At 51.6% G+C, this 12,690-nt stretch carries 12 protein-coding genes; 3 read left to right on the forward strand and 9 right to left on the reverse strand.

Annotated elements, in window-relative coordinates:
• Positions 1 to 21: 21 nt before the first annotated feature.
• From actP to acs, 3 genes are all read right to left on the reverse strand, one after another.
• Entirely contained in the window at positions 22 to 1,671 is a 1,650-nt protein-coding gene (gene actP / locus KGP24_RS01850; protein WP_047653091.1) for a cation/acetate symporter ActP, read from the reverse strand.
• Positions 1,668 to 1,982 (reverse strand): DUF485 domain-containing protein, encoded by a 315-nt coding sequence (locus KGP24_RS01855; RefSeq protein WP_223562189.1) that lies wholly within the window; start codon positions 1,980 to 1,982, stop codon positions 1,668 to 1,670. Before KGP24_RS01855 ends, actP begins: the two co-directional genes overlap by 4 nt.
• 78 nt (positions 1,983 to 2,060) lie before the next feature.
• On the reverse strand, positions 2,061 to 4,019 hold the full coding sequence (acs, locus tag KGP24_RS01860) for an acetate--CoA ligase (protein WP_223562190.1): 1,959 nt from the start codon (positions 4,017 to 4,019) through the stop codon (positions 2,061 to 2,063).
• A gap of 423 nt (positions 4,020 to 4,442) precedes the next feature.
• Here acs and gltP point away from each other — a divergent pair, with 423 nt between their 5' ends.
• Complete coding sequence (gene gltP, locus KGP24_RS01865) at positions 4,443 to 5,756, forward strand: glutamate/aspartate:proton symporter GltP (RefSeq protein WP_223562191.1); 1,314 nt, start codon at positions 4,443 to 4,445, stop codon at positions 5,754 to 5,756.
• An 88-nt stretch (positions 5,757 to 5,844) separates the two neighbouring features.
• On the opposite strand, the gene KGP24_RS01870 is transcribed toward gltP, so the two are convergent.
• The 5 genes from KGP24_RS01870 to KGP24_RS01890 form a co-directional block, all read right to left on the reverse strand.
• The gene (locus tag KGP24_RS01870; protein WP_223562192.1) at positions 5,845 to 6,519 is read right to left on the reverse strand and encodes a tetratricopeptide repeat protein; all 675 of its coding nucleotides are present in this window, start codon (positions 6,517 to 6,519) and stop codon (positions 5,845 to 5,847) included.
• Positions 6,520 to 6,640: 121 nt separating this feature from the next.
• Positions 6,641 to 6,793 carry a Hok/Gef family protein gene (locus KGP24_RS01875; RefSeq protein WP_223562193.1) on the reverse strand — a complete coding sequence of 51 codons (153 nt, stop codon included), beginning with the start codon at positions 6,791 to 6,793 and terminating at the stop codon, positions 6,641 to 6,643.
• Between the two features lie 212 nt (positions 6,794 to 7,005).
• The gene (gene arsC, locus KGP24_RS01880; protein WP_223562194.1) at positions 7,006 to 7,431 is read right to left on the reverse strand and encodes a glutaredoxin-dependent arsenate reductase; all 426 of its coding nucleotides are present in this window, start codon (positions 7,429 to 7,431) and stop codon (positions 7,006 to 7,008) included.
• A gap of 12 nt (positions 7,432 to 7,443) precedes the next feature.
• Positions 7,444 to 8,733, reverse strand: a complete 1,290-nt coding sequence (locus KGP24_RS01885) for an arsenic transporter (protein WP_223562195.1) — start codon at positions 8,731 to 8,733, stop codon at positions 7,444 to 7,446.
• A 45-nt stretch (positions 8,734 to 8,778) separates the two neighbouring features.
• Positions 8,779 to 9,099 carry a transcriptional regulator gene (locus KGP24_RS01890; protein WP_086527856.1) on the reverse strand — a complete coding sequence of 107 codons (321 nt, stop codon included), beginning with the start codon at positions 9,097 to 9,099 and terminating at the stop codon, positions 8,779 to 8,781.
• An 85-nt stretch (positions 9,100 to 9,184) separates the two neighbouring features.
• On the opposite strand from KGP24_RS01890, the gene arsH reads away from it, so the two are divergent.
• Together arsH and KGP24_RS01900 are read left to right on the forward strand one after the other, a co-directional pair.
• On the forward strand, positions 9,185 to 9,883 hold the full coding sequence (gene arsH / locus KGP24_RS01895) for an arsenical resistance protein ArsH (protein WP_086527855.1): 699 nt from the start codon (positions 9,185 to 9,187) through the stop codon (positions 9,881 to 9,883).
• Positions 9,884 to 10,040: 157 nt separating this feature from the next.
• Complete coding sequence (locus tag KGP24_RS01900) at positions 10,041 to 10,556, forward strand: hypothetical protein (RefSeq protein ID WP_133059446.1); 516 nt, start codon at positions 10,041 to 10,043, stop codon at positions 10,554 to 10,556.
• A 567-nt stretch (positions 10,557 to 11,123) separates the two neighbouring features.
• Here the strand turns inward: KGP24_RS01900 and KGP24_RS01905 are convergent.
• Positions 11,124 to 12,493, reverse strand: a protein-coding gene (locus KGP24_RS01905; RefSeq protein WP_223562196.1) for an IS3 family transposase whose coding sequence is annotated in 2 segments (ribosomal slippage) — positions 11,124 to 12,004 and positions 12,004 to 12,493 — 1,371 coding nt in all. Because the reading frame shifts where the segments join, the coding sequence is not laid out codon by codon here.
• Positions 12,494 to 12,690: the final 197 nt, after the last annotated feature.

The raw sequence follows: 12,690 nt of genomic DNA on the forward strand, positions 1-12,690 counted from the left end.
AGAATGACCGGGGAGAAAGGTTTAGTGCGCGCGGCCCTGCTCAACGCCCAGGCCGGTTTGTGAACGGATAAACTGGGCGCGGAATTTCTCACGCTCCAGGTTACCTTCCGGCGAATTGTCGGTGGCCGAGAAGAACCAGATACCGATAAACGCCACGGCGATAGAGAACAGCGCCGGGTATTCATATGGGAAGATAGCGCTTGCGTGACCGAGGATCTGCACCCAGATGGTTGGGCCCAGAATCATCAGGATCACCGCCGTCAGCAGCCCCAGCCAGCCGCCAATCATTGCGCCACGGGTGGTCAGTTTCGACCAGTACATGGAGAGCAGGATGATCGGGAAGTTACAGCTGGCCGCAATCGAGAAGGCTAGCCCCACCATAAAGGCGATGTTCTGCTTCTCGAACAGAATGCCTAACAGAATCGCGACAACGCCCAGCACCAGGACGGTGATTTTCGAGACCTTCAGCTCATCGCGCTCGCTCGCGCCTTTACGGAAGACGTTGGCGTAGAGGTCATGCGACACCGCAGACGCGCCGGCCAGCGTCAGCCCTGCAACCACAGCCAGAATGGTGGCGAAGGCCACGGCGGAGATAAAGCCGAGGAACAGGTTACCGCCCACCGCGTCCGCCAGATGCACCGCCGCCATGTTGTTACCGCCAATCAGCGCGCCCGCCGCGTCTTTAAACGCCGGGTTCGCCCCCACCAGCATGATCGCGCCAAAGCCGATGATAAAGGTCAGGATGTAGAAGTAACCCATGAAACCGGTGGCGTAGAAGACGCTCTTACGCGCTTCACGCGCATCGCTCACGGTGAAGAAGCGCATCAGGATATGCGGTAAACCTGCGGTACCGAACATCAGGCCGAGACCCAGTGAGAGCGCGGATATCGGATCTTTCACCAGCCCACCCGGGCTCATGATCGCTTCCCCTTTCGGGTGGACCGCCATCGCTTCGGTAAACAGATTGTTGAAGCTGAACCCGACGTGCTTCATCACCATAAAGGCCATAAAGCTGGCACCGAACAGCAGCAGGACGGCTTTGATAATCTGCACCCAGGTGGTCGCCAGCATGCCGCCGAACAGCACGTACATCACCATCAGCACGCCAACCAGCACCACCGCGACGTGGTAGTTGAGGCCGAAAAGCAGTTCGATCAATTTACCCGCACCCACCATCTGCGCAATCAGGTACAGCGCCACCACCACCAGCGAGCCGCAGGCGGAAAGGGTGCGAATCGGCCCTTGCTTCAGGCGATACGAGGCCACGTCTGCGAAGGTATAGCGGCCCAGGTTACGCAGGCGCTCGGCAATCAGGAACAGGATGATCGGCCAGCCGACGAGGAAGCCGAGAGAGTAGATCAGGCCGTCATAGCCGGAGGTGTACACCAGCGCGGAGATCCCGAGGAAAGAGGCGGCTGACATAAAGTCACCCGCAATCGCCAGTCCGTTCTGGAAGCCGGTAATGTTGCCGCCAGCGGTGTAGTAATCATTACGGGAGCGCACGCGTTTCGACGCCCAGTAGGTGATGTACAGCGTCAGCAGGACGAAAATCAGGAACATCACAATGGCCTGCCAGTTGGTTGGCTGGCGCTGGACCTCGCCGGTAATGGCATCCGCCGCGTGGGCGGCAAAGGGAAGCGTGGCGGCGAGCGCCGTCAAAACTCTCTTCATGATGCTTTTACCTCTTGCAGTACCGCTTTATTAAGACGATCGAATTCACCGTTCGCGCGCCAGACGTAGACGCCGGTCAGCAAGAATGAAATCACAATCACGCCAATGCCAATCGGAATACCGCGCGTCACGCTGGTCCCCTCGTGCAGCGGGGTGCCCAGCCAGTGCGGCGCAAAGGCGATCAGCAGAATAAAGCCGACGTAGATAATCAGCATGATGATGGAAAGGGTGAAGGCAAACCGTTGCCGCTTATCGACGAGCTCCCTGTAGTGCGCACTATTCTCTATCTGCTGACAAATATCGTTATTCATCACAGAGTCTCCAGAAGTATTTGTAGGGGAGGTTTTATTATTCCCTCTCCCGTGAGGGAGAGGGTTAGGTTGAGGGGGTTACGATGGCATCGCGATGGCCTGCTTCTCTTCGAGCAATTTTTCCACCACGCCAGGATCCGCGAGCGTTGAGGTATCACCAAGGTTACTGGTGTCTCCAGCCGCGATTTTGCGCAAGATACGACGCATAATTTTGCCGGAGCGGGTTTTCGGCAGCGAGTCGGTCCAGTGCAGCACGTCCGGCGTCGCCAGCGGGCCAATCTCTTTACGCACCCAGTTGCGCACCTCAGCGTAGAGCTCTGGCGACGGTTCTTCACCGTGGTTCAGGGTGACATAGGCGTAAATCGCCTGGCCTTTGATGTTGTGCGGAATACCGACAACGGCGGCTTCGGCAATCTTCGGATGCGACACCAGCGCCGATTCAATCTCAGCGGTGCCCAGACGGTGGCCGGAGACGTTCAGCACGTCGTCCACGCGCCCGGTTATCCAGTAATAACCGTCTTCGTCACGACGCGCGCCGTCGCCGCTGAAGTACATGTTTTTAAAGGTCGAGAAGTAGGTCTGCTCGAAGCGATCGTGATCGCCGAACAGGGTACGCGCCTGGCCCGGCCAGGAGTCTGCGATCACCAGGTTGCCTTCGGTGGCGCCTTCCAGCGGGTTGCCTTCATTATCCACCAGCGCAGGCTGCACGCCGAAGAATGGACGGGTTGCGGAACCGGCTTTCAGCTGCGTGGCGCCCGGCATCGGGGTGATCATGAAGCCGCCGGTTTCGGTCTGCCACCAGGTGTCCATCACCGGGCATTTCTCGTTGCCGATTTTCTTCCAGTACCACTCCCAGGCTTCCGGGTTAATGGGCTCACCCACGGAACCGAGGATGCGCAATGAGGAACGGTCCGTGCCTTCGATGGCTTTATCGCCTTCCGCCATTAATGCGCGGATCGCCGTTGGCGCGGTATAGAGAATGTTGACCTGGTGTTTGTCGACCACCTGACACATGCGCGCCGGGGTCGGCCAGTTTGGTACGCCCTCAAACATCAGGGTTGTTGCGCCACAGGCCAGCGGGCCGTACAGCAGGTAGCTGTGTCCGGTGACCCAGCCCACGTCGGCGGTACACCAGTAGATGTCGCCCGGATGGTAGTCGAAGACGTATTTGAAGGTGGTGGCCGCATAGACCAGATAGCCGCCGGTGGTGTGCAGCACGCCTTTCGGCTTACCGGTTGAGCCGGAGGTATAAAGAATGAACAGCGGATCTTCTGCGTTCATCTCTTCCGGCTGATGCTGGTCGCTCGCTTTTTCAATCAGGTCGCTCCACCACAGGTCGCGCCCTTCGTTCCAGTCGATTTTGCCGCCGGTACGCTTAAGGACGATGACGTTACTGACCGTTTTGACGTTCGGGTTTTTCAGCGCGTCGTCGACGTTTTTCTTCAGTGGGATACCGCGTCCGGCGCGCACGCCTTCATCGGCGGTGATCACCAGTTTTGAACTTGAATCGACAATACGACCCGCAACCGCTTCTGGCGAGAACCCGCCAAAAATCACCGAGTGAATCGCGCCGATACGCGCGCAGGCCAGCATGGCCACCGCCGCTTCCGGCACCATCGGCATATAGATAGCGACCACATCGCCTTTTTTAATGCCTTTTTCCAGCAGGACGTTGGCGAAGCGGCACACGTCGCGGTGCAGCTCTTTGTAGGTAATGTGTTTGCTTTGCGATGCGTCATCGCCTTCCCAGATGATGGCCGTCTCATTCCCGCGTTCGGCGAGGTGACGATCAAGGCAGTTCGCCGCCAGGTTCAGGGTGCCATCTTCATACCATTTAATGGAGACATTGCCGGGCTCAAAGGAGGTGTTCTTCACCTTCTGATAAGGTTTGATCCAGTCAAGGATATGGCCCTGCTCACCCCAGAAGGTGTCCGGGGCGGTGATAGATTGCTGATATTTCTCGTGGTACTGCTCCGGGGTGATCAGGCAACGGTCCGCAATATTTGCGGGAATGTCATGTTTGTGGATTTGGCTCATGGCTTTTTTTCTCCTTGTAAGATGTTAATAATATGTCGCAAAAACGTTAATTGTAGGGGCTTTACAAGCTTTGTTTAGTATTTGGGCTACAGATCACGCATTGTTTGAAGAGTATGAAAAATGAGCGAATGAAACTTTGAAGGAAAATAATTTATGCTGAAGATTATTCACATTTATGTTTAAAAAAGCGTTTTTATAACAAAAGGTTATTTATCAGAATTAGAACAAACTCTCGTCATCGTCGCTTTTGTGAGTGAAACGCGTCGTTCTTTAAGGCTTGCGCAACAGGTCGCGCAAATGATACTCATACGCCGCGTTAAAAAATCCCATAAACCAACGCAACACAATTCATACCCTTTCAGTATGTCTCCATATTCATGCAGTTTGAGTGAATAAGGCGCTTCATTGAGGAAGTCAGTTTCTATGAAAAACGTTAAAGTCAGCCTTGCCTGGCAGATCTTAATCGCCCTTGTACTGGGCATCTTGCTGGGCAGTTACCTTCATTATCACAGCGACAGCCGCGAATGGCTGATTGCGAACCTGCTTTCACCTGCAGGGGATATCTTTATTCATCTGATCAAGATGATTGTGGTACCGATTGTGATCTCGACGCTGGTGGTCGGTATTGCTGGCGTCGGCGATGCGAAGCAGTTAGGCCGTATTGGTGCGAAAACCATTATCTATTTCGAAGTGATCACTACGATTGCGATTATCCTCGGTATCACGCTGGCGAACGTGTTCCAGCCGGGTTCCGGGATCGATATGTCGCAGCTGGCAACGGTGGATATTTCGAAATACCAAAGTACGACCGCTGACGTGCAGAGCCACGCGCATGGCCTGATGGGTACTATCCTGTCGCTGGTGCCGACCAACATCGTGGCGTCGATGGCGAAGGGCGAGATGCTGCCGATCATCTTCTTCTCGGTACTGTTTGGTCTGGGGCTCTCTTCCCTGCCAGCGACGCACCGTGAGCCGCTGGTGACCGTGTTCCGCTCTATCTCAGAAACCATGTTCAAAGTGACCCATATGGTGATGCGTTACGCGCCGGTAGGGGTGTTTGCACTTATCGCCGTCACCGTGGCGAACTTCGGTTTTGCCTCCCTGTGGCCGCTGGCGAAGCTGGTGATCCTGGTGCACTTCGCCATCCTGTTCTTCGCGCTGGTGGTGCTGGGGATCGTGGCGCGCCTGTGCGGGCTGAGCATCTGGATCCTGATTCGTATCCTGAAAGATGAACTGATTCTGGCGTACTCCACGGCAAGTTCTGAGAGCGTGCTGCCGCGCATCATTGAGAAGATGGAAGCCTACGGCGCGCCTGCCTCTATTACCAGCTTCGTGGTACCAACCGGCTACTCCTTTAACCTGGACGGTTCAACGCTTTACCAGAGTATCGCCGCTATCTTTATTGCGCAGCTGTACGGGATTGATCTGTCGCTGTGGCAGGAGATCGTCCTGGTACTGACGCTGATGGTGACGTCCAAAGGTATTGCTGGCGTTCCGGGCGTCTCCTTCGTGGTGCTGCTGGCTACGCTCGGCAGCGTCGGTATTCCGCTGGAAGGTCTGGCATTTATCGCCGGTGTGGACCGTATCCTCGACATGGCGCGTACGGCGCTGAACGTGGTGGGGAATGCCCTGGCGGTGCTGGTTATCGCCAAGTGGGAACACAAATTCGACCGCAAAAAAGCGCTGGCGTATGAACGCGAGGTGCTGGGTCGTTTTGATAAGACGGCTGACCAGTAATGTAAAAAGCCGGGTGGCGGCTTCGCCTTACCCGGCCTACCATACTATTCCCTCTTCCCTTCGGGGAGAGGGCCAGGGTGAGGGGGTTTTACTCCCCGCTCAACGCATCAAACTCTTCGCACCCCGTATCAAACCCTTCAGTGCAGCTCAGGTTCAACCAGTACAGCGCTTTCTGCTTATTTGGTGTGATAAAGCCTTTCTCCCCCTGCCTGAACAACATTCCTGCCCAGTACTCGGCGTAGCCGGTACGCGAAAGGGCTGAACTTCGCTTGAACCACGAGGCGGCCTGCACGTCATCCTGCGCCACCTCTACGCCGTTGGCATAAATCAGCCCCAGCAGCAGCTGCGCATCGACCGCAGAGTCGCTATCGATATCTTTGGTCGCCGTTTGCAGCAGTTTAATGGCCTGGGGATAGTCCGTTTTTCCCGCCTGAGTATTCACCAGAATGCGCGCCAGCATGATCGCGCCGCGTTTGCTGCCAGCAATGTTTGCCTGCTGGGCCAGGGCTTTGGCCTGGGCGTAATCGCCCTGCGTAAAGAGGATTTGCGAGAGCAACCCCATGGCGTCGACATCGCCGCCTTTCGCGGCTTTCTCGGCCCACTGTGCGGCCTGCTTGCTGTCGCCGGAGCTGAAGTACGTATCGGCAAGATAATACTGGGCACGCGCATCACCGGCTTCCGCCTGTTTCCGATACTGGCTGCCTATCTCATCCGCGCGGGCGAAGGACGTTAAAAACATTAACAACAGAAAAATGGCTTTCATGGACTCTTATCATCTGGATACACGCCGCGCAGTATAATCGCGGGCGCAAAATAAAAAAATGGGTGCATTAAGACCTCAGCATCCTACAAGCCGGGCGGAACCGTTGTTCCGCCCGTAGAGGTTAGCCCGGGTTGCAGGCTAATTTTGCCGCCACCTCCTGATGTTCACTCTTTATTGAAAACTCGCATAACTTACCGCGAGTAATAAAGGTAAAGATCGCTATCGTCAGGCAAACAATAAAGACGATGCCTAACGCAGTTTTTAATGGCGTCATGCCTTTTACTCCTTGTCAAAAAAAGAATAAGAGGCTACTCTCAACCTGTTGGGAGTTGAGTGAGTAGCCTCGGGTTGTACTGACCCCAAAAAGTTGGACAGAATTACCGAGGCTTCACAGAAAGAGTCCATATATTTATGGACTCTTTTTTGTTTCAAGAAAACGTTAAATAATGCAAAGAGTAGCTGAATTATCCATCCCACTGCTTTTCCCTACTTAATCCGCCTCCCTTTTTCATCAATGACCTTTTCACCATCTTCTTTCGTGAAAGAGCCTTTCTGAGGTTCAGGAATAATATCCAAAACCACCTCAGAAGGACGGCATAATCTGGTACCAATCGGTGTCACGACGATTGGGCGATTGATAAGTATAGGATACTTAACCATAAAACCTATCAACTGCTCATCGGTATACTTGTCTTCAGCGAGACTTAGTTGCTCATAAGGCTCAACATTCTTTCTCAGCAATGACCGTACCGAAATGCCCATATCGGCAATCAACTTAATAAGCTCATCCTTTGACGGGGGAGTATCAAGATAATAAATAATTGTAGGCTCATTACCGCTGTTACGGATCATCTCCAGCGTGTTGCGTGAAGTACCGCAGGCCGGGTTGTGATAGATGGTGATGTTGCTCATATCGGTATCTCATTACAAAGTGACAGAGAGCCGCCACGCTAGCGCGGCCAGAGTGATACACAGTACAGGCAGCGTCATGATAATGCCGGTACGGAAGTAATATCCCCATGTGATGGTCATGTTTTTCTGTGCCAATACATGCAGCCACAGCAGGGTGGCCAGGCTGCCGATCGGGGTGATTTTCGGACCTAAATCACAGCCAATAACATTGGCATAAATCATCGCCTCTTTGACGATGCCGGTCGCTGTACTCCCGTCGATTGACAGTGCTCCAATCAGCACAGTCGGCATGTTGTTCATCGCCGAAGACAGAAATGCCGTCAGGAAGCCTGTGCCGAACGTGGAAGCCCATAACCCTTTATCCGCCAGTAGGTTAAGCACTTCAGACAGGTACTCTGTGAGTCCGGCATTGCGGAGGCCATAAACAACCATGTACATACCCAACGAGAAAATCACGATCTGCCATGGTGCTCCGCGTAGCACTTTACCGGTGTTAATGGCATGGCCTCTTTTCGCTACCACGAACAAAGCAACTGCGCCTGTTGCTGCTATCGCGCTGACGGGGATCCCCAGCGGCTCCAGCGCAAAGAACCCGACCAGCAGAAACAACAGAACAATCCAGCCCGCCCTGAAAGTTGCCGGGTCCTTGATCGCACTAGCAGGCACCTTCAGTAGTGAAACGTCATATGCCGTGGGGATATCCCGGCGGAAAAAGAGATGAAGCATAATCAGCGTGCCAGCAATTGCAGCCAAATTCACTGGTACCATAACGGAGGCGTATGGCGTAAAGCCCAGACCGAAGAAATCCGCCGAGACAATATTCACCAAGTTAGAGACAATCAGCGGTAAACTGGCGGTATCAGCGATAAACCCTGCGGCCATGACAAAGGCCAGTGTTGTGCCCCGGCTGAATCCCAGAGCGAGCAGCATCGCAATCACAATCGGCGTCAGGATCAGAGCTGCGCCGTCGTTAGCAAACAACGCAGCAACAGCAGCACCAAGCAGGACAATCCAGGTAAACAGTAAGCGACCACGTCCGTGGCCCCAGCGTGCGACATGCAGCGCAGCCCATTCGAAGAAACCGGATTCATCGAGCAGCAGACTGATGATGATTACCGCTATAAATGCAGCTGTCGCATTCCAGACGATATTCCAGACAATGGGGATATCATCGATGTGGATGACGCCTGTTCCTAGTGCCAATACAGCACCGATACTTGCGCTCCAGCCAATACTAAGTCCTCTGGGCTGCCAGATGACCAAGACTAGCGTCAATAAAAAAATACTCCCTGCCAAAAGCATTTTAGACTCCGTTAATATATGATTATGTGTATATGTTTGATTACCTCAACATGAAGTGCAGGCGGAATTTGCCAGCCATTCGCGTACGTCCTCCCGCAGGGACTGCCAGGATGTTGTGATTATCTCTGATGCCCATGCGGGAATGTGGGGAGACAGACGATAGTGGACCCATTTGCCTTCTCGACGATCAATAACCAGCTCGGCTTCACGTAAGATGGCCATGTGACGCGATATTTTAGGCTGAGACTCAGAAGTGACTGCACAAATATCGCAAACGCAAAGCTCTCCAGACTCCCTGAGTAGCATGACAATAGCGAGTCTTGTTTCATCCGAAAGGATTTTGAAAAGCTGGACAGGCTGTAGCATTTTTCACTCCATTCCATGTATCATACGCATATGATAAATCATATATGTTGGTTTTAAAATCATCCATTATCCATGGAGTAGAAAAATGGAACAATTTCCCGCTCTGACCCCCGAATATTTTGATAAACATATTCATGAGCGTCTGCATATGCAGCAGTCACCACGAATTTTAATTCTGTATGGATCGGTAAGAGAGCGCTCCTACAGCCGCTACGCAGCAGAGGAAGCAGGGCGTCTGCTGACGGCGATGGGGGCAGAGGTCAAACTGTTTAATCCCTCAGGTTTGCCATTGCCGGATGACGCCCCTGATACGCATCCTAAGGTCACCGAACTGCGCGAGCTTGTCAGATGGTGTGACGGGATGGTGTGGAGTTCTCCGGAGCGGCATGGAGCAATGAGCGCGATAATGAAGGCGCAAATCGACTGGATACCACTGAGCGAAGGTGCAGTTCGTCCATCCCAGGGAAAAACCCTCGCATTGATGCAGGTTTGCGGCGGTTCTCAGTCTTTCAATGCAGTGAACCAGATGCGCATTCTGGGAAGGTGGATGCGGATGTTCACTATCCCTAACCAGTCCTCAGTGGCAAAGGCATGGCAGGAATTCGATGAAAGCGGAAGAATGAAACCTTCTTCCTGGTACGATCGTATCGTCGATGTCGCCGAAGAGTTGTTTAAGATTACGTTACTGCTTAAAGGACATACCGGTTATCTCGCCGACCGTTACTCTGAACGAAAAGAGAGTCACCAGGCCCTCTCAGAGCGAGTAAATCAGGAAAAGCTCTGACGAGGTAAAAAGTCAGCCATTTTTGCGCTGGGTCAGGTGCCAGGAAGAGAGCCAGGCTAAGCGCAAACAGTATACATATCTTTTACAACTCCGGCGCACCCCCGGTTGGTGGGGATATGGTATTATTCCAGCTCCATTGGATTTGTAAGGGATACAAGTGAAAGGCGCACATAAAAATCTTTCCTTTGATGGAAAAAGTTACTGCATGAAGCATCTGGCGCCTTTTACGTTTATGGCTGATATTGCCAATATTCCTGACCCTGTTCAGATCACCATTAACTACAGTAATCATGTGTTTTCTGATCAAAAAGGGAACGGGCCGGAAATCCCACCTGATCGATTTTTCTGTGCAGACAGATATGCGGCCAGCCTTAACTTACCGAAGATGCTTTCAACAAATCTGCTGTCCTCCTATGTTGTTCCTCATATCAATAAGGGCAACAACGAGATGTATCACTATATGGAGGTTAATGATTATGCGATCTTCTTTGACCTTCGCAAGGACAACAGTCACCCTAACGGGTTGAAGCTGTATGTCGTCTCTGCATACGAAGTCCATCAATGGGGGCGACACTCCATTCCAAAGAGTAAGCCAATGAAGTTTTCGTATGTTGCACATCTTCGACTGAACGGACAGACGGTTTACACATCCAGAAAAGCAAAAAGGCGCTGATATCAGCGCCTTTTCACCAGAGTAGACCATCGATGTTATCCACTCTTGTTGGGGTCCGGTCTCTGTCTTTGGGTATCCCGCTCTTAGGCTGGGGGAGATTGTTCTCCGACATCAATACCCCATCAACATATTCGTGTTGAATGGTTCCGGTCAGTATCGATGAGTGAATAGTAATGAACCTGACCTTTACCTGCAAGGTCACTGCTATTCATAGCTATTCATGACAATTCTTCTGTGCAGGAATGCGTTTTAACAGCCTGCAGTTCGCAACCAAAACCCCCAACAACCGTTTTTTACTGTTGAACTGCAATCGGCGTTACATGTAACGAAAAATCGCGCAGCGGGCTTCCTGTTGCGAATTTGAGGCATGTTTTCAGCGTAAAAAGTTTTGTAAAATTTTTACGGGAAGCACGTTTTGCTAACTTTCAGTGCTGATTAGCCCAACTTTAATCTGAAAAAACACCACTAAATCCCGCAATAGCGCACTGACATTTGCGCTATTGAAACCTCTGCTCAAGTGATACTGCTGAGTGACAAACTCAACAAAATGCAGTGTCGTTAGCGTGGCTAAATCCTCAATGGGTAAGATTTAAGTCTGTATTCAACGGGACTAAGACCATTTAACTTGAGGCTGATTCGTCTGGTGTTGTAATACCGAATGTAATCTTCAATGGCTTTCTTAAGTTCATGAAGATCATTGAATTTATTGGTATAGAAGCATTCTGACTTTAACGTTCCGAAAAAACATTCAGCACAGGCATTATCCAGACAGTTTCCTTTTCTGGACATGCTCTGTAAGACACCGAACTCTCGCAACTGATACTGATACCATCTATGACGGTATTGCCAGCCCTGATCTGAGTGAAGAACAGGAGCGCTGTCCGCATCCAGCCTGGCAAATGCCTTAATGAGCATATCATCAATCATTGGCATTGTTGGGCGCTCTGAAATACTGAAGGAAATTACTTCGTTATTGAAGAGGTCGATGATGGGTGAAAGATAGAGTTTTCGACCATTGACGGCAAATTCAGTGACATCGGTGACCCATTTTTCGTTAGGTCTGCTGGCTTTAAAATTTCGCTGTAAGATGTTGTCAGCCGTACAACCTCGCTCGCCACGCCATGAACTGTAGCGTTTAACCCTGATAGCTGCTTTGAGATCAAGCCCGTTCATTAAGCGCTGAACGACTTTGTGGTTGATCACGCCCACTTCTCTTCTGAGAGCCAGAGTTATACGACGGTAGCCATAGCGTCCCTGATTTTCATCATATATCTCTTTAATTCTGAGGTTTATTTCATCGTATTTTCCTGCCGACTTAAGTGCTTTAAGATGGTAGTAAAACGTGCTCCTAGGTATCCTGGCCATACTGAGCAATTGTTCTAGTGGGTAAAACTGCCTCAGTTCATTTACAACTCTGACCTTGTCTCTTACTGAACTAAGGCTTTCAACTTTTGCAGGTAAAGTATCCGTAACTCAAGAAACTTTATTCTCTTTTCCAGCTCGTGAATCCTTTGTGCTCGCGAGCGTTCCAGTGTGGCTTCTGCAGCTTCAGGGTTTTCAGTCATATGAGGAGCCCTTTTTTTACCTATCTTGAGTGAGCGAAGCCCCTCTTCCCCATGCTCCTTGAATACTTTCATCCACTTGCCTACAGACGCAGCACCTGCAAGATTGAATTTTGTGGCCACCTGATTCTGGGAAATCTGACCTGAAAGCACTGCTTTCACTGCTTCAACTCGTATGTCCGGATCAATTGATACGCCTTTATCCCTGGGCCTTAGTCCCTCTTCTCCATGTGTATCATAGGCGGCAACCCAGATTCTAACCTGGGTTCTGGGTACATTGAATCGAGCGGAGGTTAAACGATAGCCCTCATCGCTAGCAAAATAGTGCATAACGACTTCAAGGCGCTCTTCAAAGGTATACTTACGTCTGGACATGGGACTCTCCAATTTGAGAGTCCAACTAAATGGGTGCAGTTCAGGTTAAATGAAAATTTCCCGGGGCTTTCCACTTTCTGTCCCTCAACAATGCTCAAGACAGAAAGTCTTAAGCACCCACCGCACATCTTATCCCTCTGAATTAAAATGCAAAGATGTAATTCTATTCTGCGTAAATTACATTATTTCTGCGAGCC

The sequence above is a fragment of the Enterobacter sp. JBIWA008 genome, assembly GCF_019968765.1.
In the GTDB taxonomy this organism is placed as follows: Bacteria; Pseudomonadota; Gammaproteobacteria; order Enterobacterales; family Enterobacteriaceae; genus Enterobacter.

Bases quoted from the DNA above. Each gene is read 5' to 3' on its own strand.
- actP (WP_047653091.1), bottom strand. From the start codon at position 1,671: ATGAAGAGAGTTTTGACGGCGCTCGCCGCCACGCTTCCCTTTGCCGCC.
- KGP24_RS01855 (WP_223562189.1), bottom strand. From the start codon at position 1,982: ATGAATAACGATATTTGTCAGCAGATAGAGAATAGTGCGCACTACAGG.
- acs (WP_223562190.1), bottom strand. From the start codon at position 4,019: ATGAGCCAAATCCACAAACATGACATTCCCGCAAATATTGCGGACCGT.
- gltP (WP_223562191.1), top strand. From the start codon at position 4,443: ATGAAAAACGTTAAAGTCAGCCTTGCCTGGCAGATCTTAATCGCCCTT.
- KGP24_RS01870 (WP_223562192.1), bottom strand. From the start codon at position 6,519: ATGAAAGCCATTTTTCTGTTGTTAATGTTTTTAACGTCCTTCGCCCGC.
- KGP24_RS01875 (WP_223562193.1), bottom strand. From the start codon at position 6,793: ATGACGCCATTAAAAACTGCGTTAGGCATCGTCTTTATTGTTTGCCTG.
- arsC (WP_223562194.1), bottom strand. From the start codon at position 7,431: ATGAGCAACATCACCATCTATCACAACCCGGCCTGCGGTACTTCACGC.
- KGP24_RS01885 (WP_223562195.1), bottom strand. From the start codon at position 8,733: ATGCTTTTGGCAGGGAGTATTTTTTTATTGACGCTAGTCTTGGTCATC.
- KGP24_RS01890 (WP_086527856.1), bottom strand. From the start codon at position 9,099: ATGCTACAGCCTGTCCAGCTTTTCAAAATCCTTTCGGATGAAACAAGA.
- arsH (WP_086527855.1), top strand. From the start codon at position 9,185: ATGGAACAATTTCCCGCTCTGACCCCCGAATATTTTGATAAACATATT.